Origin of the sequence: Variovorax atrisoli, assembly GCF_014195185.1 — a bacterium.
Lineage (GTDB): Bacteria > Pseudomonadota > Gammaproteobacteria > Burkholderiales > Burkholderiaceae_C > Variovorax > Variovorax atrisoli.
In genome coordinates this window covers 378,204-398,212 of the sequence record NZ_JACIBG010000006.1, presented here as the reverse complement: position 1 = coordinate 398,212, position 20,009 = coordinate 378,204, and the positions used below count along the sequence as shown (strand labels likewise).

The 20,009-nt window shown below is 69.1% G+C and carries 22 protein-coding genes; 12 read left to right on the top strand and 10 right to left on the bottom strand.

The window, feature by feature from the left end:
- Positions 1-6 precede the first annotated feature (6 nt).
- Positions 7-1,368, bottom strand: coding sequence for a sensor histidine kinase (locus FHY06_RS22490; RefSeq protein ID WP_019656986.1), 1,362 nt, complete (start codon positions 1,366-1,368; stop codon positions 7-9).
- Between the two features lie 7 nt (positions 1,369-1,375).
- Positions 1,376-2,059 carry a response regulator gene (locus tag FHY06_RS22485; protein ID WP_126183277.1) on the bottom strand — a complete coding sequence of 228 codons (684 nt, stop codon included), beginning with the start codon at positions 2,057-2,059 and terminating at the stop codon, positions 1,376-1,378.
- Between the two features lie 97 nt (positions 2,060-2,156).
- Between FHY06_RS22485 and FHY06_RS22480 the strand changes: the two genes are divergently transcribed.
- The gene (locus FHY06_RS22480) at positions 2,157-2,846 is read left to right on the top strand and encodes a phosphatase PAP2 family protein (protein ID WP_260310588.1); all 690 of its coding nucleotides are present in this window, start codon (positions 2,157-2,159) and stop codon (positions 2,844-2,846) included.
- A gap of 16 nt (positions 2,847-2,862) precedes the next feature.
- Here the strand turns inward: FHY06_RS22480 and FHY06_RS22475 are convergent, their stop codons facing one another.
- Positions 2,863-3,303 (bottom strand): GlcG/HbpS family heme-binding protein, encoded by a 441-nt coding sequence (locus FHY06_RS22475; protein WP_184606334.1) that lies wholly within the window; start codon positions 3,301-3,303, stop codon positions 2,863-2,865.
- A gap of 88 nt (positions 3,304-3,391) precedes the next feature.
- Between FHY06_RS22475 and FHY06_RS22470 the strand changes: the two genes are divergently transcribed.
- Positions 3,392-4,291, top strand: a complete 900-nt coding sequence (locus FHY06_RS22470; protein WP_145761952.1) for a LysR family transcriptional regulator — start codon at positions 3,392-3,394, stop codon at positions 4,289-4,291.
- Positions 4,292-4,324: 33 nt separating this feature from the next.
- Here FHY06_RS22470 and lpxO read toward each other — a convergent pair whose 3' ends face one another.
- From lpxO to FHY06_RS22455, 3 genes are all read right to left on the bottom strand, one after another.
- Entirely contained in the window at positions 4,325-5,221 is an 897-nt protein-coding gene (gene lpxO, locus FHY06_RS22465; RefSeq protein ID WP_019656981.1) for a lipid A hydroxylase LpxO, read from the bottom strand.
- A gap of 103 nt (positions 5,222-5,324) precedes the next feature.
- The gene (locus FHY06_RS22460; protein ID WP_126183274.1) at positions 5,325-6,752 is read right to left on the bottom strand and encodes a sensor histidine kinase; all 1,428 of its coding nucleotides are present in this window, start codon (positions 6,750-6,752) and stop codon (positions 5,325-5,327) included.
- Positions 6,749-7,432, bottom strand: coding sequence for a response regulator (locus FHY06_RS22455; protein WP_019656979.1), 684 nt, complete (start codon positions 7,430-7,432; stop codon positions 6,749-6,751). Before FHY06_RS22455 ends, FHY06_RS22460 begins: the two co-directional genes overlap by 4 nt.
- A gap of 161 nt (positions 7,433-7,593) precedes the next feature.
- On the opposite strand from FHY06_RS22455, the gene FHY06_RS22450 reads away from it, so the two are divergent.
- Both FHY06_RS22450 and FHY06_RS22445 read left to right on the top strand, forming a co-directional pair.
- Positions 7,594-8,730, top strand: a complete 1,137-nt coding sequence (locus FHY06_RS22450; RefSeq protein WP_184606333.1) for an alpha/beta fold hydrolase — start codon at positions 7,594-7,596, stop codon at positions 8,728-8,730.
- Between the two features lie 67 nt (positions 8,731-8,797).
- Entirely contained in the window at positions 8,798-9,151 is a 354-nt protein-coding gene (locus FHY06_RS22445) for a winged helix-turn-helix transcriptional regulator (RefSeq protein ID WP_019656977.1), read from the top strand.
- A gap of 19 nt (positions 9,152-9,170) precedes the next feature.
- Here the strand turns inward: FHY06_RS22445 and FHY06_RS22440 are convergent, their stop codons facing one another.
- From FHY06_RS22440 to FHY06_RS22430, 3 genes are read right to left on the bottom strand one after another with little or no spacing between them, the layout of a single operon-like run.
- Positions 9,171-9,572: an OsmC family protein gene (locus tag FHY06_RS22440; protein ID WP_019656976.1), complete on the bottom strand. Its 402-nt coding sequence runs from the start codon at positions 9,570-9,572 to the stop codon at positions 9,171-9,173.
- Entirely contained in the window at positions 9,569-10,096 is a 528-nt protein-coding gene (locus tag FHY06_RS22435; RefSeq protein ID WP_184606332.1) for a GNAT family N-acetyltransferase, read from the bottom strand. The genes FHY06_RS22440 and FHY06_RS22435 overlap by 4 nt, the downstream gene beginning before the upstream one ends.
- A gap of 4 nt (positions 10,097-10,100) precedes the next feature.
- Complete coding sequence (locus FHY06_RS22430; protein WP_019656974.1) at positions 10,101-10,568, bottom strand: Lrp/AsnC ligand binding domain-containing protein; 468 nt, start codon at positions 10,566-10,568, stop codon at positions 10,101-10,103.
- Positions 10,569-10,696: 128 nt separating this feature from the next.
- Between FHY06_RS22430 and FHY06_RS22425 the strand changes: the two genes are divergently transcribed.
- Entirely contained in the window at positions 10,697-11,998 is a 1,302-nt protein-coding gene (locus FHY06_RS22425; RefSeq protein ID WP_126183269.1) for a D-amino acid dehydrogenase, read from the top strand.
- Between the two features lie 59 nt (positions 11,999-12,057).
- Here the strand turns inward: FHY06_RS22425 and FHY06_RS22420 are convergent, their stop codons facing one another.
- On the bottom strand, positions 12,058-13,143 hold the full coding sequence (locus tag FHY06_RS22420) for an aromatic ring-hydroxylating dioxygenase subunit alpha (protein WP_019656972.1): 1,086 nt from the start codon (positions 13,141-13,143) through the stop codon (positions 12,058-12,060).
- A gap of 357 nt (positions 13,144-13,500) precedes the next feature.
- On the opposite strand from FHY06_RS22420, the gene FHY06_RS22415 reads away from it, so the two are divergent.
- The 7 genes from FHY06_RS22415 to FHY06_RS22385 all read left to right on the top strand — a co-directional run bounded on the left by FHY06_RS22415 (position 13,501) and on the right by FHY06_RS22385 (position 19,947).
- On the top strand, positions 13,501-14,541 hold the full coding sequence (locus FHY06_RS22415) for an ABC transporter substrate-binding protein (RefSeq protein WP_126183268.1): 1,041 nt from the start codon (positions 13,501-13,503) through the stop codon (positions 14,539-14,541).
- Positions 14,538-15,065 (top strand): nucleoside deaminase, encoded by a 528-nt coding sequence (locus FHY06_RS22410; protein WP_019656970.1) that lies wholly within the window; start codon positions 14,538-14,540, stop codon positions 15,063-15,065. Before FHY06_RS22415 ends, FHY06_RS22410 begins: the two co-directional genes overlap by 4 nt.
- Positions 15,066-15,188: 123 nt before the next feature.
- Entirely contained in the window at positions 15,189-16,019 is an 831-nt protein-coding gene (locus FHY06_RS22405; RefSeq protein WP_019656969.1) for an urease accessory protein UreD, read from the top strand.
- Between the two features lie 115 nt (positions 16,020-16,134).
- On the top strand, positions 16,135-17,049 hold the full coding sequence (locus FHY06_RS22400) for an iron-containing redox enzyme family protein (RefSeq protein ID WP_184606331.1): 915 nt from the start codon (positions 16,135-16,137) through the stop codon (positions 17,047-17,049).
- Entirely contained in the window at positions 17,046-17,993 is a 948-nt protein-coding gene (locus tag FHY06_RS22395) for a methyltransferase (protein WP_184606330.1), read from the top strand. The genes FHY06_RS22400 and FHY06_RS22395 overlap by 4 nt, the downstream gene beginning before the upstream one ends.
- Entirely contained in the window at positions 17,993-19,090 is a 1,098-nt protein-coding gene (locus tag FHY06_RS22390; protein ID WP_184606329.1) for a hypothetical protein, read from the top strand. Before FHY06_RS22395 ends, FHY06_RS22390 begins: the two co-directional genes overlap by 1 nt.
- Positions 19,091-19,104: 14 nt before the next feature.
- Complete coding sequence (locus FHY06_RS22385) at positions 19,105-19,947, top strand: GNAT family N-acetyltransferase (RefSeq protein ID WP_184606328.1); 843 nt, start codon at positions 19,105-19,107, stop codon at positions 19,945-19,947.
- Positions 19,948-20,009 lie beyond the last annotated feature (62 nt).

Here is a 20,009-nt window from a genome sequence, read left to right as displayed (position 1 = left end):
AGGTCGTCAGGCCAGCAGGTTCAGTTCGAGCCGCATCTTCGCCCCGCCCGACTCGCTCGACCCGATGGTGAGCTGGCCGCCATGCAGGCGCGCCACTTCGGCCACCAGATGCAGGCCCAGCCCAGCGCCGCGCCCGCGCGGCACCAGCCGGTGGAACGGTGCCACCACGCGCTCGCGGTCGGCCTCGGGAATGCCGGGGCCGGAGTCGAGCACCTCGAAGCCCGAAGGCTCCCACAGCCGCACCTGGATGTCGCAGCCCTGCCCGCCGTGCTCGATGGCGTTCTGGATCAGGTTGCTCAGCGCGCGCTCCAGCGAAGGCGCATCGCCGCGCACCCACAGCGGCTTGGGCGCCTCCACCGACAGCGTGCAGCGGTTCATGATGGCCAGCGGCGCGATGTCGCCTGCCACGCGTTCGCACAGCGCCTTCAGGTCGACCTGCTGCCGGTCGTGCACCGCGACGTGGTCCAGCCGCTGCAGGTCGAGCAGCTGCTCGGCCAGCGTGGCCAGGCGCGCCGAGGCCTGCATGAGCTTGACCTTGAGCGGCCCCTCCTGCAGGCCCTCGAGATGGATCTGCAGCGTGGTGATGGGCGTGCGCAGCTCGTGCGCAGCATCGGCCAGGAAGCGCTCCTGCCGGTCGTAGCCTTCGTTGAGCCGGTCGAAGGCGCGGTTCACCGCGTTGACCAGCGGACGGATCTCGCTGGCCACGTTGGCCAGCGGCAGCCGCGTGGTGCGCTCGTGCACGTCGATGCTCTCGGCATGCTCGGCGGTGGCCACCACGCCCTTGAGGCCGCGCTTGACGACGAAAGGCGTGGCCAGGATCACGCCGAGGCAGGTCACCAGCGCCATCGGCGCCACCAGGAACAGGAAGGCGATGGCGGTGCCCTTGAGCGTGTTCTTCACGGTCAGCGGGCTGCCGGTCTGCGTCATCACGGCCACCATGCCCGCTCGCGTCTCCACGCGCTCGAAGCGGGCCTTGGGGCGCGTGTTGTCGCTCTCGGGGTCGACGGCCATGCGCTCCATGCCGTCGAGAGAATCGAAGAGCCTGGCGTAGATGGCCGGCACCTCGCCGTTGCGCACCTCGGAGCCCTTCGCGTCACGCGCGACGAACCAGAACGGCGGGTCGGCCTCGCGCAGGCGCTGCACTTCCGGCGTGGGCTCTATCGCCAGCTTGCCGTCGGGCGCATGCACCAGTGCGCGCTGGATGGCCTTGATGGTCTCCTGCCCGGTCTCGTCGACCACGCGTCCCAGCACCCAGGCGAGCCCCAGAAAACCGCCCATCACCAGCGCACCGACCACCACCTGCAGCAGGATCAGGCTCCAGATCAGCTGCCAGCGCAGCGAGAGCAGCGAGAGACGGCCCTGTTTCATGCGGTCGTCATGCCGCCGGACGCGCCGCGCAGATCAGGTAGCCCACGCCGCGGATGGCGTGGATCTCGACCTGCGCGCCGGCCTTGTCGAGCTTGGAGCGCAGCCGCGAGATGTGCGTGTCGAGCGCGTTCGACTGGATGTCGTCCGCGTGGCCGTAGACGCGGTCCTGCATGGCCTCGCGCAGCACGGTGCGGCCGCGGTGCTCGAGCAATGTCTCCAGCACCAGCAGTTCGCGGCGCGGCAGCGTGAGGCACTCGTCGCCCACGTGGACCTGCCGCGTGTGATGGTCGAAGCGCAGCTGCCCCAGCGTCATGACGAGGTTCGCGCGCACCGCGGGACGCCGTGCCAGCGCACGCACGCGTGCCATGAGCTCGTCCATGGAGAAGGGCTTGGCGAGATAGTCGTCCGCGCCGCCGTCCAGGCTCAGCACGCGCTCGGCCACGTCGGTCATCGCGGTGAGCACCAGCACCGCGGCGGGAATGTCGTTCTGGCGCAGGAAGGCCACCAGCGAAAGGCCGTCGCCGTCGGGCAGGCCACGGTCGAGCACGATCACGTCGTGCTGCGCCGACAGCGCCGCGTCCTCGGCCTCGCGCAGCGAGCCCGCCACGTCGACCACCGCCTGGTTCTGCCGCAACGCCGAGGCCAGGGCTTGCGCGAGGTCGACTTCGTCTTCGACGAGCAGGATTCTCATGGGGGTGCGGAGGAAAGCAAGGCCGGCCATTCTAGGAGAGGCCCCCTCGCGGGCGTCGCAATGTTCACGCAATGCAGTTGCATAAGCTGGGACGCCAATGAACTCCCGCACGGCGACTACCTCCCCCGCAACTTGCATTCCCTGGTATCAGGCTTTGGGCCGGCGCATCGCCACGCTCTGGGTGGTCAAGATGATCGGCACCACCGTCGGCATCTCGGGCTTCTTCGCCATCTACTTCTGGGTGATGCACAACCCGTCTTCGGAGCCGACCGTGATGCCGCTCACGATGCTCGACCACTGGGTGGGCGTGAGCGACGACGCGATGCTGCTCTATGGCTCGCTGTGGTTCTACATCTCGCTCGCGCCGGCCCTCGCGAAGGACAAGGCGCAGCTGTGGACCTGCGCTCGCGATGCCGCTCTGATTGCAGGCGCAGGCCTCGCCGTGTTCTGGCTCTTCCCGACGACGGTGCCCGCGTTCTCGGTCGACTGGAGCCAGTACCCGTCGCTGCAGTTCCTGAAGACCGCCGACGCGGGCGGCAATGCCTTCCCCTCGCTGCACGTCGCGTTCGCCGTCTTCACCGCCGTGCTGATGGAGCGCCAGTTGCGCGAGGTGCGTGCCCCGGCATGGGTGCGCATGCTCAATCTGCTGTGGGCCTTCGGCATCGTCTATTCGACGCTGGCCACGCGACAGCATGTGCTGATCGACGTGGCCGGCGGCACGCTGCTCGCGGCGCTCGTCTGCTGGGCCCGCAGCACGCGCGAACGGCTGGTGCTGGCCGGGGCCTGAGAGGCAGCGGGTCGAGTCAGGCGGCTTGCGCGCCCGCGGCAGCCACCTGGGCGTCCTGCGTCGACTGCATGCCCGACACGCCGATGGCGCCGACCAGGCGGCCCTCGTGCATCAACGGCAGGCCACCCTCGAGCGGGCATGCGCCTTCGGTGGCCAGCAGGCGCAGGTTCAGGCCGCCCGCGGCCAGCGCCTCCTCGAACACGCGCGTCGGCCGCTTGAAGCGCACGGTGCTGCGCGCCTTGGCCTGCGCGATCTCGACGCTGCCGGTCTGCGCGTCATCCATCTTGTGCAGCACCACGAGGTTGGCCGCGCTGTCCATCACCGCGATGACCATCGGCCAGCCGTGGGCCCGGGCCTCGGCCTCGGCGGCGGCCGCCACACGGCGCGCGACTTCGAGCGAGACGGGTGGCCCGTAGGCGATGACGGGGTGCTGCTGCGGGATCGACGGGGTGCTCATGGTGCGAATTCCTTGAAGTGATGAACGATGCACCGGACGATAGTGGCGGGCAGAATGCCTGCCCATTCCCCAGAAATTCGCATCCGTTGTGCATGAATCGCCAGCTCCCTGCCCCGGCGGGCACGCTTCCCTCTCCTGGGACGACGTCCGCTTCTTCGTGGCCGTCGCGCGCGGGGGCAGTCTCTCGGGTGCGGCGCGGCAGCTGCGCGTGGAGCATTCGACGGTCGCAAGACGGGTGGGCGCGCTGGAGTCGCACATCGGCGTGCGTCTTTTCGACCGCCTGCCGCGAAGCTGGACGCTGACACCCGAAGGCGAGGCGCTGCTCGTGCCCGCCGAACGGATGGAGCAGGAGGTGCTGGCCTTCGCACGCGCCGCCGCCGCGAACACCGCGAGCCAGGGAACGGTCCGCGTATCGGCGCCACCGGCCTTCGCGAGCCACTTCATCGTGCCGCTGTGGACTGCGAACGCCCATCGATGGCCGGGCATCGAGCTGGACATCGTCGGCGAACTGCGCAGCGCCAACCTGCAAAGGCGCGACGCGGACATCGCCATCCGCTTCATGCGCCCCACCGAGCCGGGCCTTGCTGCCCGCAAGCTCGGCGAACTGGCCTTTCGCCTCTATGCCGCGCCGGCGTGGCTCGCACGCCCTCAGGCCGACTGGCGGTTTCTCGGCTACAGCGATCCGCCTGGCAACGTGCCGCACCAGCAGCTGCTTGCGGACATCGCCGGCGCACGCCCCTTCGTGCTGCGCAGCAACGACCTGGCTGCCTTGCACAACGCCTGCCGTGGAGGGCTGGGCCTCGCGATGCTGCCGGACTTCATGGCGCGCGGCGACGCCGCGCTCGTCGAAGTGCCCGGCGAAGGCAGGCCCGTGATGCGAGAAGTGTGGAGCGTGGTGCACCCCGACGTGAGGCGCTCGCCGCGCGTCAGGGCCGTGGCCGACGCGCTGGCGGAGATGGTCGGCGACAGCGCCGGGCGCCTGCGCTGAAGGCAGCGGCGTGGCGCGCCGCTCTTCGGGCGGCTACCAGAAGATCCAGAGCGCCAGGCCGCCGAAGATGGCCCACTTCACGAGGTAGTACACCCGCTTGTCCCAGGCCTTGAGGCGCTTGCCGACCACGCGGATCTGGTAGATGTACTTGAAGGCGCGGTTGATGCCGCCGGTCTTGTCGCCGGCATCGTTGGGCGATGCGGCCGCGGCCAGCAGGTTCTTCGCGAACCAGCGGTTCACAGCGCTGGCCCAGCGGTACTTCAGCGGGCGTTCGATGTCACAGAACAGGATCACGCGGTCGTGGTCGGTCGTGTTCTCGGCGTAGTGGATGTAGGTTTCGTCGAACACCACGGCCTCGCCGTCGCGCCAGTGGTAGCGCTGGCCGTCCACGTCGATGTAGCAGCCCTCGACGCCCGGCGTCCACAGGCCCAGGTGGTAGCGCAGCGAGCCGGCGAAGGGGTCGCGGTGGCGCACGAGGCGGCTGCCCGGCGGCAGCTCGGCGAACATCGCGGCCTTGATGGTGCCGATGCCCTTCAGCAGCTCGGTGGTGCGCGGGCACAGCACGGCGGCCGAGGGATGCGCATCATCGTACCACTTCAGGTAGAAGCGCTTCCAGCCGCTCTTGAAGAAGGAGTTGAAGCCCACGTCGTTGAACTGGCTGGAGGCCTTGATGCTGCCGCCGTTGCGCATGGCCAGGGCTTCCTCGCGGATCACTTCCCAGTTTTCCTCGAGCACGCGCATCTCGGGGAACTCGGCAGGCGACAGGTAGGGCGTGCTCGGTACCTTCGAGAAGAGGTACATGAAGACGTTCAGCGGCGCCAGGAAGGTCGAGTGATCCGAGAGCTGCCTGAAGAAACGGTGCCGAACCTGGCCGCGGAAATGAACGTAGAGCGCGCTGAGCGCGAAGATGGCAAGAATGACCCACTTCATGGGAAAGAGTCCTGTAAACAGCGCCGGATAGTGTAATTCGTAGCCCCGATCCGGACCTGACCAGGCCATTTCGCCCTTTGGCCGTGCGTCCGACGAGGTTTCCTCAGCTGCACAGCATCGGCTGCGGCACATCGGCCGCGGCCAGCGGCAGGCGCACGGTGGCCAGCAGGCCGCCGCTCGCGGTCGCGCCGAGCCTCACCTCCCCGCCATGCCGGTCGACCACGGACTTGACGATGGCCAGCCCCAGCCCGCTGCCGCTCTGGCTCTGGTCGGGATTGCGGAAGAAGCGGTCGAACACCCGCTCGCGCAGCGCCGCCGGCACGCCGGGGCCCTGGTCCGCCACGGTCAGCACGGCGTGCGTGCCGTCGCGCGACACGTGCACGGCCACCGTGCCGCCGGGCGGGCTGTACTTGATCGCGTTGTTGATGAGGTTGTCGATCATCGAGACCAGGCTCTCGCGCTCGCCGAGCACCGGCACGCGGTCCTCGCACTCGAGTTCCAGCTCTATACCGCGGGCACTGGCCAGGCTCTCGATCATGGCCAAGCGGTCCTGCACCAGTCCGTCGAGCGACAGCATGATGGGCAGCGCGCTGTCGGACACCGCGTCGCTGCGCATCAGCTGCAGCAGCTGCCCGACCAGCCGCGCCGCGCGGTCGTTGCTGCGCAGCAGGTTGCCCATGAGCTCGCGCTGGCGCTCGTCGGTGCTCTGCTCCTTCAGCGCCTCCACGTTCACCCGCATCGCGGCCAGCGGCGTGCGCAGCTCGTGCGCGGCATCGGCGATCAGGCTGCGCTCGCGCGAGGTGCTGTCGCGCACGCGCTGCAGCAGGCTGTTGATGCTCTGCACCAGCGGCTGCAGCTCCTTGTGCGGCGGCATGTACGACAGCGGCGTGAGGTCGGCCGGCCCGCGCTCGGCGGTCTCCTGGCTCACCCGCCGCCATGGCCGCAGCGCGAGACGCACCGAAAGCCAGGCCGGAAACACCAGGAACGGCAGGCTGATGACCAACGGCAGCAGGTAGTAGCCGCGGGACACCACCGTCACAGTGAGCCGCCAGACGCTGGGCTCGGCCAGCATGACGCGGATATCGCCTTCAGGCGAGGCCAGCGTGCGTGCGCGCCATTCGCGGCCTCCTGCCTTCACGGTTTCGATGCGATTCGGCTGGGTATTGAGGATGACGGGCGTACCGGCCGTCGAGCGATAGACCAGCCTGTCGGCCTGCCAGACCTGCAGGACCGGCGAACCGTCGGAGCTCCCGTCGCCGTCGCCGATGGCCTCCAGCAGTGCGGCATCGAAGGCCGCGATGGTCTCCTGCTGCTTGTCCGGCCGATCGGCCGTGTTCTTCGCGATGGCCATCACCGTCTGGAAGATCTTGTCGAACTTCAGCAGCTCGGGGTCTTCGTAGGAGTCGTACAGCAGCAGCGCGATGGCCATGGTCCACAGCAGCGCGACCACGCCCATCTGCGCAAGCAGCAGGCGCCGCATCAGGGAAGGTTGTTTCCAGTTCTTCCAGCGCCGCGCCAGCGCCTCGATCATTTCTGCGTGCTCCGCGCTAGCGATTGCACGTCGATCACGTAGCCGATGCCGCGCACCGTGCGGATGTAGCCCTGGCCGATCTTCTTGCGCAGGTTGGAGATGTGCACCTCGAGCGAGTTGCTGCCGTTGGCCTGCCCGCCGGGCAGCACCTGCTCTTCCATCACGCGGCGCGTGACCACGCGGCCGGTGCGCTTGAGCAGGAGCGCGAGCAGGTCGAACTCGCAGCGCGAGAGCTCGACGGGCTCGCCGTCGACGATCACGCCGCGCGTGGGCTCGTGCAGCGCCAGGCCGCGCATGCGGATGGTCTCGTCGTTGAAGCCGTAGCTGCGGCGCGCGAGCGCACGCACACGCGACAGCAGCTCGGCCAGCGCGAAGGGCTTCACCAGGTAGTCGTCGGCCCCGTCGTCCAGGCTGCGCAGCCTGTCGTTGAGCGCATCGCGCGCGCTGAGCACCAGCACCGGCAGCATCTGGCGGTCGCGGCGCAGGCGGAACAGCAGGTCGAGCCCGTCGCCGTCGGGAAGGCCGAGATCGAGCAGCACCATGTCGAAGGTGCCGCCTTCGAGCGTGCGCAGAGCGTCCTCGAGCCTGCGCACCCACACCACGTCCATGCCTTGATTGGCCAGCGCGATGCGCACGCCGTTGCCGAGGTCAAGGTCGTCCTCAACAAGCAAGAGATTCATGAGCCTCCACGTGAACTGAACACTCCGTCCCCGGAATGTGGCGGAAGTATCTGCCAAGCGCCCAGGGCGCACTTCAGGAAATCTTCATGAACACCGAAGCAGGCCTTCAGGTGCGGCCGGGACACTGGCGCCATCCCTGCAAACGGAAACGGAACAACCCGGTGAATGGCCTGCCCTCGCTCGACGCACGTACTGCCCGAACAGACGACTACGGCCTGCGCCGACGCGATGTCCTCCATGCCATGGCACTGACCGGCGCCGCGGGCCTTGCAGCCTGCGGCGGCAACCGTGGCGGCGTCCGGGCCGGCGAGGTCGGTGGGGCGGGCAACGGCGGCGGCAAGCCCATCGTCATCGATCGCCGGGTCAAGGTCTCTGCCTCGCCCGAGGTCTCGCTGCAGGTGCGCGACTGGCAGCCACCCGGGAGCACCGGCCCCGTCATCGTGCTGCTGGCCGGGCTGGGCGGCAACGCACGCTACTTCGACAGCCTCGCGCCCGCACTGGCGGCGAGATCACGCGTGATCGCCATCAGCCGGCGCGGCTACGGGCTTTCGGACAAGCCCCTGCCGGTGAAGACCGCCACGCAGTACTACGAGGTAGACACGCTGGTCGCGGACCTGAAGGCGGTGCTCGATGCGCTGGGCGTGCAGCGCGCGGTGCTGGCCGGTCATTCGATCGCGGGCAACGAGCTCACCAGATTCGCGGGACTGCATCCGGAACGGACGCAGGGCCTCGTCTACCTGGACACCACCTTCGACTACACCGTCGAAGGCGACAGCGAAGGCGAGACCGTGCCGGACAACCGCCTGCTCCACGAACCCAGGCCGATGCCGGACGACGGCCGGTCCCTGCATGCCGCCATCGCCTTCTTCCGGCGCAACTCGAAGAACTGGTGGCCTGCGCTGGAAGCGAACCTGCGCGACGCCATCGACATACGCACCGACGGGAGCGTGCGCCTCAATACCCCCGATGAAGTGGAGACCGCCGTGGATACAGCTGCACATTCGTTCTCACCCGACTACAAGGCCGTGCGCGCGCCATCGCTGGTCGTGACCGCCCTTGCCGCCGACAACCGCGACATGTTCCCGTGGCTGGAGCTGCCGCTCGACGCGAAGACACAGAAAGACGCTGCCGACTACCTGCGCATGTTCCGCCGCGTGGCCATCACGAATTCGAACCAGCTCGTGGCGGCGCTCGACACGCCGAACCGCCTGACCCTGGACCACGCCAGCCACGGCGACTTCATCATGGAACGCGAAGCCGAGGTGCTTCGCGCCATCCAGTTCATGACATGGGCCTGAGCCGTGATCGATGGCGGGCGCGCGGCCACCCGCCTGCCCGAACAAAAGCATTCACCAGCGAATCGAGATGAAATCGAAGAAGACCAACGGAAGCGGCATCTGCGCCGCCTTCGACGTGATCGGCGGCAAGTGGAAAGCCGTCATCCTTTGGGAGCTGCACGTGCAGCCGCTGCGCTTCGGCGAGCTGAAGCGGGCGCTCCCCGACATCAGCGAGAAGATGCTGATCCAGCAGCTGCGCGAGATGGAGACCGACGGCATCGTCCACCGCGAGGTGTTCCACGAGGTGCCGCCGCGCGTGGAGTACTCGGAAACGAAGCTGGGCGCCACGCTCAGTGCGTCGCTCGCGCCGCTGGCCGACTGGGGCGACCGCCATGCGAAGCGCGTGGAGGCCGCGCGCACGCGGACAGGGTCCGCAAAGTAATGGGCCGGCCGAAGCCGGCTCACTCCGCCCAGCCGGTCTCGATCTCGGTCTTCACCTCGGTCATGAGCTTGTGCACCGGGCACTTGCCGGCCACGCGAAGAAGTTCGTCGCGCTGCGCCTCGCTCAGGTTGCCGCTCACGCGCAGGCCCGACTTGAGGCGGTAGACGCCCTTGCGCTCCTCGCTGTCGTCACGGTCGACCACCACCTCGATGTCTTCCACCGGGATGCCCTTGCGGCGCGCGTAGATCAGCACGGTGAGCGCCTTGCAGGCTGCGAGCGACGCGTCGTACAGGTCGTGCGGCTCGGGACCGGCGTCGCTGCCGCCGCCGGCGGGCGAGGCATCGACCGGGATCTCGTGGTTGCGGATCTTCAGGATGTGGCGGGTGCCGGTAATGCCGTCGCGGCGGATCGTGATGCTCATGCGTGTTTCCTCGCGGAGGTGGTTGCGGTGAGGGGAGAAAGCGTCTTCACGTAAAGGATGGTGGTGAAGCCGCTGTGCCATTCGAGGTCGGGGTAGCGGCCAGCCTCGCGGTAGCCGAGCGCGAGGTAGAAGCCCTGGCTCTGCATGTTGAAGGTGTCGGTCTCGAGCCGCGCGAGCTGCACGCCATCGGCGCGCATGCAGTCTTCCGCGAAGGCCATCAGCGCCCTCGCGATGCCCTTGCGCTGGTGTCTGGCCGGTACGTGCAGGGCGTGCACGAAGTCGTGCTCCCAGTGCACCATGCCGACCACCTCGCCGTCGATCTCGGCCACGAAGAAGTCCGGGCCCTTCTCGTCGATGTAGCCGACGGGGGCACCGCTCTCCCGGTAGGCCTTTGCGGCATCCGGCGTGAGCTGCGGCAGCCAGGTGCCGGCGAAGGTGTCGTCGAGGATGGCCTTCACCGCGTCGAAGTCTTCGAGGCGCCACGGCCGGATCGTGACGTCGGGAACGTCGTTGTTGGTTCTCATCGGTTCAGCGGTCCACGGCCAGCATCAGCGTTTCCTTGATTTCCTCCATCACCACGTAGCTGTGCGACTCCGCCGCCACCGGCAGCTTCTTGAGGATGTCGCCCAGCAGGTGCCGGTATTCGCTCATGCCGCTCAGCCGCGCCTTCACGAGGTAGTCGAAGCTGCCCGACACCAGATGGCATTCGAGCACCTCGGGCATGTGCAGCAGCTCCTTGCGGACCTTGTCGAACACGTCGCCAGACTTGGCCGAGAGCTTGATTTCCACGAACACCAGCAGCGTGCGGCCCAGCGCCTCGGGCGAGACGTGGGCGTGGTAGCCGGTGATGACGCCGTCGCGCTCCATGCGCTTGACGCGCTCGGCACAGGGCGAGGCCGACAGGCCGATGTGCTCGGCCAGTTCGGTCATGGACATGCGGCCCTGGCGCTGCAGGACGTCGAGGATCTTGCGGTCTATGCGGTCGAGTTCGGGCATTTCACTCCGGCGGCGGCATGGGAAGGTTTTTGGCAGTGTATTCCACTGCTGAATCGAATAAATCAGTGGAATCCACTGCCTCGAGGACTTTAGATTCCATTCATTCCATTTGAATCGGCGAATACACCATGAAAGTCATCGTTCTCGGCGGCGGCGTGATCGGCACCACCACGGCCTACTATCTCGCCCGTTCGGGCGCCGAGGTCACCCTGCTCGACCGGCAGGCGGGCCCCGCCGAGGAAACCAGCTTCGGCAACGCCGGCCAGGTGTCGCCCGGCTACTCCACGCCCTGGGCCGCACCGGGCATCCCGCTGAAGGCGATCAAGTGGATGTTCAAGAAGCACGCGCCGCTGTCGATCCGCCCTGACGGCACGCTGTTCCAGCTGCGCTGGATGGCCGCCATGCTGCGCAACTGCTCGCCCGAGGCCTATGCGGTGAACAAGGAGCGCATGATGCGCGTGGCCGAATACAGCCGCGGCTGCCTGCAACAGCTGCGCGCCGACACCGGCCTGCAGTACGAGCAGCGCACCGGCGGCACGCTGCAGCTCTTCCGTACGCAGGCCCAGCTGGACGCGGTAGAACGCGACATCGCCGTGCTCGAGGAATGCGGCGTCCCTTATGAACTGCTCGATCGCGACGGCCTCGCCCGCATCGAGCCCGCGCTGGCCGGCGCGCGCGACCGCCTCACCGGCGGCCTGCGCCTGCCCAACGACGAAACGGGCGACTGCCACCTCTTCACCCGCGGCCTCGCCGAGATCGCACGTGGCATGGGCGTCGACTTCCGCTTCGGCCAGACCATCGCCGCGCTCGAGACCGACGGCGGCCGCATCACCGGCGTGCGCACCACCTCCGGCAAGATCCTCACGGCCGACCGCTACGTGATGGCCTTCGGCAGCTACTCGCGCGCCGCCATCGCCTCGCTGGGCCTGGACATCCCGGTGTACCCGGTCAAGGGCTACTCGCTGACGGTGCCGCTCGTCGACGAATCACTCGCGCCGCAATCGACCGTGCTCGACGAGACCTACAAGGTGGCCGTCACCCGCTTCGACAACCGCATCCGCGTGGGTGGCATGGCCGAGCTCGGCGGCTTCGACCTGCGCCTGAACCCGGCACGCCGCGCCACGCTCGAGAAGGTGGTCACCGACCTCTTCCCCGGCGGCGACGTGCCCCGTGCCACCTTCTGGACCGGCCTGCGCCCGATGACGCCCGACAGCACCCCCATCGTCGGCGGCACGCGCTACCCCAACCTCTACCTGAACACCGGCCACGGCACCCTGGGCTGGACCATGGCCTGCGGCTCGGGCAAGCTCATCTCCGACATGGTGATGGGCCAGCGCCCCGAGATCCGCACCGACGGCCTGGCGATGGACCGCTACGAAGCAGGCTCCTCGCGCGCCGGAACGCCGCGCCCTGCTACCGCCGCCGCCTGAGAACGAGGGCGGGGAGCGGGCGGGCCTGCGCGAAGTCCGCCCCCGGACCCAAGCAGCCTTCAGGCAGCCTTCGCGATGGGAATCACGGCGTTCTCGTCCATCCCGCGATAGACCTCCGCCTCCCCGTGCTTCGCAAGCAGCTGCATCAGGTGCTTGCGGATCAGCATCCCCGGCCGGTCCGACTCCATCGAATACTCCACGCCGCGCCGGCGGGTATCAACCAGCGCGTCGGGGTCGGTCGATTCGAGGATGTCCTTGTCCTCGCGCGTCACGGCTTCGTCGAAGTCGATCAGCATCTGGGCGGTGCAGTCGGCCTCGGTGTCGTTGCGGAAGAGCCACTGGCACAGCTGCATGCGGCCGTCGTCGATGGGCGTGAAGCAGTTGATGATGATGTGGCGCACGCCGCTCGGGTACTCGATGTCGAGTCGGCGCGAGAACGGCAGGAAGTAGGCGTTGCGCATGTGGCGCGTGGTGATCGGGTCGGTCACGCCGCTGATCGCGTGGAACTTCACCGGGTTGGTCGCCTCGATGATCGTCTCGGCGTAGAAGCCCGTGTCGTTCTCCACCAGTTCGTACTTGCTCGGCTTCGGGCTCGCGGCCACGCCGAAGGTGGCGCGGTGCACGAAGCTGAAGTGCGAGTTGTCGAAGGAGTTCTCCAGCGCACGCATCGGGCTGGTCTGCCACTCTTCGTAGAACTGGAAGATGGTGCGGTAGCCCGGGTCGTCGAACTCCGGAATCGAGGGGATGTCGGCGATGGGCTCTTCAAGAGCCACCCACGCGTAGCCGTAGCGGGCTGCGCAGCGGTAGGCCGTGGTGCGGTACTCGGGCGAGATCTTGCGGTCGGCTTCGTACTGCGGGATGCGGATGACCTGGCCGCTGCGGTCGTAAGTCCAGCCGTGGTAGCCGCACTGGATCGCGCCGGTGCCGCAGGCCTGGCCTTCGCTGTCCACGCACCAGCCCTTGGAGAGCTTCGCGGTGCGGTGGCAGCAGCGGTCGCGCAGGGCGGCGGGCTGGCCGTCGGCATCGATGAAGAGGACGATGTCTTCGCCGAGCAGCCTGAAGGGCTTCGGGCCGTTGGCCAGTTCGGTGAGCGGCATGACGGCATGCCAGAACTTGCGGAAGACGGGTTGACGGGTGACGAGCATGCGCGGACTCCTTCTGTGGTCGTGGGGGACGAACGTGAAAGAGCAATTTCCCGCCGGGATGCGTGGGGCACCGCGCGGCTGAACGCTTCTACTCTGCGCAGACTGCCTTGCAAGTTGCGCGCCCGGATTGTGGCGCCTCGGGCCCGCCGCACCAAGCCCCATCGCCAATGCCCGACCAAAGCCCTTGGCATGCCTCGTGCATCACCGGGCGCAAGAGTAGAAGCGTTCAGCAGCGCACGCACCACGACTGTGCGCCCGCCCGGAAATTGCTCTTGAGACGCCCGCCGCCCTCTTCCCGAAGATCTTCCTCGGGGTCAGTGCGAACGGATCCAAGACACGAAGCTTCCGAGGCCCCACATGCAACGTCGATCCTTCCTTGCGGCCACTACCGCAACCATTGCAGCCATCGCCGCCCCCGCCGTGCTCGCGCAGGGCGGCAAGCTCACCCCGCTCAAGTTCACGCTCGACTTCCGCATCAACGGGCAGACCGCTCCCTTCTTCCTCGCGCTGGCCAAGGGCTACTACAGGGACGAAGGCCTGGACGTGACCATCGACACCGGCGCCGGCTCGGTGGCCTCCATCACGCGCATCGCGAGCGGCGTCTACCAGCTGGGGCTGGGCGACATCAGCTCGCTGATCGAGTTCAACGCGCAGAACCCCGGCACGCCGGTGGTGCAGGCGGTCTACCAGTACTACAACCGCGCACCGTTCGCGATCATCGGCCGCAAGGACCGCGGCGTGACCGCCGACTTCAAGAGCCTCGCGGGCAAGAAAGTCGCGGCCGCGGCCGTCGAATCGACGCGCCGCGCCTGGCCGCTGGTGGCGCGCAAGCAGGGCATGCGCCCCGACGCCTTCCAGTGGCAGACCACCGACTTCAGCGCGCGCGACAACGTCATGGTGCGCGGCGACGTCGATGCCGCCACCTACTTCCACGACTCGGCCGTCTCGCTCTTCGCGCGCATGAAGCCCGAGGAGCTGTCGGTGCTCAAGTACGCCGACGCGGGCGTGAACCTGTACGGCAACGCCATCCTCGCGGGCAGCAACCTCATCGCGCAGAACCCGAAGGTGGTGGCCGCCTTCCTGCGCGCGAGCAATCGCGCCATCGTCGAGACCTTCGCCAACCCGGCGCCGAGCATCGCGGCCATGCGGCAGCGCGAGCCCATCCTCGATGAGAAAATCGAGATCGAGCGCTGGGGCATCACCGCTCAGTACGTGGGCGCGGCAGACACGCAGGGCCATGGCCTCGGCGACATCAGGAAGCTCACGCTGGAGCAGCAGGTCGACGAAGTGGCCGATGTCTTCGGCCTGAAGGTCAAGCCTGCGTCCGACGCCATCTTCAACACCTCCATGCTTCCATCGCGCAGCGAACGCACTCTTCCCAAGTCCTCCAAGGCATGAACGACCAAATCGACAACAACAGCACCTCCTATCCGCCGGAGACCGCGCTCGACGAGCGCGACGGGCGCTACCTGCGCAAGGCCATCGTGTGGTCGCACGCGGCACGGCGCAGGGGCAACCGCCCCTTCGGCTGCGTCATCGTCTCGGCCGCCGGCGAAGTGCTCTCCGAGGCCGCCAACAGCAATGCCGAGACCGGCGACTGCACCGCCCATGCCGAGGTCAACGCGCTGCGCGCGCTGGCCGGGCGCGGGCTCTCGCGCGAGGAGCTGGCGGGCGCCACGCTCTATGCGTCGGGCGAGCCCTGCGTGATGTGCGCGGGCGCGATCTTCTGGTCGAACATCGGCCGCGTGGTGTTCGGCATCGACGCCGAGCGGCTGCGCGTCTTCCGCGGAGAGCGGCAGGACCAGCGCGACGCCGAGCTGTCGTGCCGCGACGTGTTCCGCGCATCGCCGCATCCGATCGAATGCATCGGGCCGGCGCTCATCGACGAGGCCAGCGCCGCGCACGATGGCGCCTGGAAATAGGCTCTCCCCCAGGCTTCGCGCACTTCGTGTCGCTTCGCCACCCCCTTCCAGGGGCAACACCTGCGGCCCGGCAGAGCCAGTTCCGCTGGTGTTCCACGAAAACACCCCGACTAGACTCGCCGGATGTCCTGGCACGCCCGTCTCCATCTCTCCTATCAGCACGAATCCGAACGCACCGTCGCCCGCTTCCGCCATGACGGGCCGCTGCGCATCCTGCAGAGCCTGTATCCGGAGGGCGACGCGGTCTGCCACAACGTGCTGGTGCATCCGCCGGGCGGGCTGGTGGGCGGCGACACGCTCGACATCGAGATCGAAGGGGCCGATGGCAGCCACGGCCTCATCACCACACCCGGCGCATCGCGCTTCTACCGCTCCGAAGGCGACCTCGCGCTGCAGCGCACGCGCATCCGCCTCGCTGCCGGCGCGCGGCTCGAATGGCTGCCGCTCGAAGCCATCTGCTACAGCGGCTGCCGGGCGGAGAACCGGCTCAGCATCGAGGTAGAGCCCGGCGCCGAGCTGATCGGCTGGGACGTGACCGCGCTGGGCCTGCCCAACGCCGGCCAGCCTTTCGAGCGCGGCACCTACCTGCAGCACATCGAGGTGCCCGGCGTCTGGCTGGAACGCGGACGCATCGACGCGGCCGACCACCGGCTGCTGCAGAGCCCCATCGGCCTGGGCGGCCACCGCTGCATGGCGTCGCTGTTCTTCGTCGCGGGCTCGCCGGTGGCACGCGCCCGGCGTGACGCGCTGCTCGCGCATGCACGCTCGCTGCTGGAGGCCAGCCCCCTGGCCGAGAGCGCCGGCGCCACCAGTCCGCATGCCGAAGTGGTGGTGCTGCGCGTGCTGGCGCCCGTGGTCGAGCCCGCGATGCAGCTGCTGCGCCAGGTATGGCAGGCATGGCGCGCGGAGCTCTGGCGGCTGCCGGCGGCCACGCCGCGCATCTGGTCGACCTGACCGTTTCCCTGCGCGCACCCTGCACCGGGGTGGAATCTGTAGGCCCCGTCTGACGGACAGCCGCCGCGCAAAGGCGCACTCTGCCCCTTTGCCCAGCGGATGACGAGGATCGGCCATGTCCACTGACGACACCCCGGACGCCAGCGCAGACACCAGCACACGTGCCGGCGCACAGCTGCACCGCCGCCTGGCGAGGCTCAACGCCGCGCGGCTGAGGCCGGGCATCCCTTCGCCCTGGTGGAAGGACGAGCTCGCCGAAGAGCACGCCTGCCGGCTGCTGGAAGGCGAGTTCGTCGAAGCGCTGCGCACCACGGTGCAGGCGGCGGCGTCGGCTTCAACGGGCAACGCGGCCCACTTCGTCACGTGGTTCGAGTCGCTGGAGCAGACCGGGCCCGGCCAGCACCATCGGCTCTTCGACTGGCTCGCCAGCGAGGCGACCCTGCCGCAGATGCGCTGGTTCCTCACGCAGGAGGCCGCGGGCGAGGCGGGCTTCGAGGACCTGCTGGCCTGCACCCAGGTCAAGCTGCCGCCGCAGCCCAAGCTGGAATGCGCGCGCAATTTCTGGGACGAGATGGGCCACGGCAAGCAGAACGCCATGCACGGCCAGATGCTGGAGCAGATGGTGCGCGAGCTCGACCTGCATCCGGCCGTCGACACCACAGTGTGGGAGTCGCTCGCCCTCGCCAACACCATGGTCGCGCTGGCGACCACGCGGCGCTATGCCTATCACTCGATCGGCGCGCTCGGCGTCATCGAGCTCACTGCCCCGGGGCGCGTGAAGCAGGTGGCCGCCGGCATGCGCCGCCTGGGCCTGAGCGGCCGCGCGCGCGCCTACTTCGACCTGCATGCGGCGCTCGACGTGTCGCACTCGCGCGCATGGCTGCGCGAGGTGATCCGGCCGCTGGTCGAGGCCGATCCGGCCTGCGGGCAGTTCATCGCCGAAGGCGCGCTGATGCGGCTGTCCTGCGGGGAGCGCTGCTTCGAGCGCTACACCGCCGAACTGCGCGAGGCCGAGGAGCTGGCCGCATGATGGACGCGGCCGGCGTGCTGCGCCAGGTGGCGGCCACGGGCTATCACTTCACCACCGTGACGCCGCTCACCCACCAGCGCGTGCTCGCGCGGCGCGGGCGCGAGCCGGGCACCACGCTGCGCGACATCTTCGGCTGGAACCTCCCCTTCGAACCGCGCGCGGTGCCGCCGCAGCTGCTGGCCGCGATGGAGCATGCGGGCGTCGTTCAGCGCACCGGATCGCTGCTGCGCAGCACGGTGCGCATCGCCAGCCTCGGGGACGACCTGTTCCTGCACTCGGCCTACCCCACGGTCGAGGAGAAGGCCGTGTTCTTCGGCCCCGACACCAGCCGCTTCGCGCGCTTCATCCGGCACGCATTGGATCAGCATGCGGCCCAGTCCACGCCCCTGCGCGTGCTCGACGTGGGCTGCGGCAGCGGCGCGGGCGGCATCGCGGTGGCGCGTGCGCTGGCCGCCACCGACACGCCCGCGACGCTCGTGATGAACGACATCAACCCGCTCGCATTGCAGTACACGGCCGTCAATGCGCAGGTGGCGGGCGTCGAGGTCACGCTCGCACAGGGCGATGCGCTCTCGGCCGTCGAGGGCGACTTCGACCTGATCGTGTCGAACCCGCCCTACCTCGACGACGCCGCGCAGCGCGCCTACCGCCACGGCGGCGCGCGGCTCGGGCGGGCGCTGAGCGTGCGCATCGCGGCGGAGTCGCTCAGGCGGCTCGCGCCGGGCGGGCGGCTGCTGCTCTACACCGGCGTGGCGATGGTCGACGGCGAAGACCCCTTCCTCGCCGAGATGCGCCCGCTGCTGGCGGGGCCGGGCTTCGAATGGTCGTATGCCGAGATCGACCCCGACGTTTTCGGCGAAGAGCTCGAACGGCCGGTGTACGCGCACATCGACCGCATCGCCGCCGTGGGCCTCGTCGCCACGCGCAGGCCGGAGGCCGTGTGATGGCGGCGGAACTGGAGCTCGGCGGCGCCGACGCTTCGCGGCTGGCCGTGGTGCGCGAATGCAGCCTGCTGGAGCGCATGCCCAAGTGGCTCATCTGCGTGCCGCTGGTGGTGCAGTGGCTGTGGCTGTCGCTGCGCCACGGCGGCGCCACCGTGCCCTGCGCAGCCAACCCGCACATCACCTCGGGCGGCATGGCGGGCGAAGGCAAGCTCGAATACTTCCGGGGCATGGGGCCGCTGGCGCGCTCGGTCACGGCCGACCACTGCGCGGTGTTCAACGACGGCACGGCGACCGAGGCATCGCTGCGGCAGGCCATCGCCGCGGAGGGCCTTGCCTTTCCGCTGGTCGCCAAGCCCGACCTCGGCCTGTGCGGCTACGGCGTGCGGCTGCTGGCCGACATGGCGGCGCTGCGTGACTACCTCGCCGTCTTTCCGCCAGGCGAGACGGTCGTGCTGCAGCGCTACCTGCCGCAGGAAGGCGAGGCGGGCATCTTCTACGCACGCGATCCCGCCACCGACGAAGGCCGCGTCGTCGGCCTGGCGCTGCGCTACTTTCCGCGCGTGACGGGCGACGGCCGCAGCACCGTGGCCGAGCTCGTGGCGGCCGACGTGCGGGCGCGCCGCATCGCGCGCTCGCCGCGCCACCGATGCAGCGTGCCGCCCGACAGCGTGCCGGCGGCCGGCCAGCAGGTGCGGCTGGCCACCATCGGCTCCACGCGCGTGGGCGGTCTCTACCGCAATGGCGCATCGCTCGTCACGCCGGAGCTGGTGCGCGCCATCGACGCCGTCGCGCGCGACATGCCCGACTTTCGCTTCGGGCGCTTCGACGTGCGCTACGAGAGCCTGCGCGAACTCGCCGCCGGGCGCGGCTTCACGATCATGGAAGTCAACGGCGCGGGCTCCGAAGCGATCGAGGCATGGGACCCGGACATCGGCCTGGTCCAGGGCCTGCGCATGGTCTTCGCCAAGCAGCGGCTGCTGTTCGCCATCGGCGCGGCGCAGCGCAAGGCCGGCGTGCGGCCCATCGGCCTGCTCGAACTCGCTCGGCTCAACCGGCGGCAGAACCGCCTGGTCAGCCGCTATCCACCTTCCAACTGAGTGGCTCCACGCACATGGACATCTCCTCCTCGCAAGCCCTGACCGACCGTTCGTTCGCCGCTCGCGGTGCGTCTTCCGGCACCTCTTCCGGTGCCGTGCCCGCGCTGGAGACCCGCTGGGCCGATTGCGAGGACGACGTGCGCGACGCGCAGCGACTGCGCTTTCGCGTGTTCGCGCTGGAGATGGGCGCGCACCTCACGCCCCCGGCGGGCACGCCGCCCGGCCTGGACGTGGACCGCTTCGACGGCTACTGCGACCACCTGCTGGTGCGCGCGGTCGATCCGGTGAACGGACCCGGCCCGCTCATCGGCACCTACCGCGTGCTCACGCCGGGCGCGGCGCGGCGCGCGGGTGGTTTCTACACCGACACCGAGTTCGACCTCTCCCCGATCGCTCCGCTGCGCGGCAATGCGCTGGAACTGGGCCGCTCCTGCGTGGACGCCGACTGGCGATCGGGCAGCGTCATCATGGCGCTGTGGACCGCGCTGGGCCAGTACATGGTCGACCACGCGCTCGACACCATGATCGGCTGCGCCAGCATCGGCTTGGACGACCACGGCGCGACCGCCGCGCGGCTGTGGCAGCGGCTGTGCCGCACGCACCTGGTGGAAGAGCGCTGGCGCGTGGAGCCGCGCATCGCGCTGCCGCTGGACGCCGAGGCCGACAGCGATGCGGACAGCGACACGGCGCCGCCGGCCGCGCCGCCGCTCATCAAGGGCTACCTGCGCTGCGGCGCGCGGCTGCTCGGGCCGCCCGCGATGGACCTGGCCTTCAACACGGCCGACCTGCCGCTGATGCTGCGGGTGGACGACGTTTCGCCGCGCTACCGGCAGCATTTCTTCGGGGTCGCGGGCTGAAGCCGGGCAGCGGCCGAAGGCCCGCAGAAGGGCCGTGGGAAGGCATCGGATAAAGTCCCGCA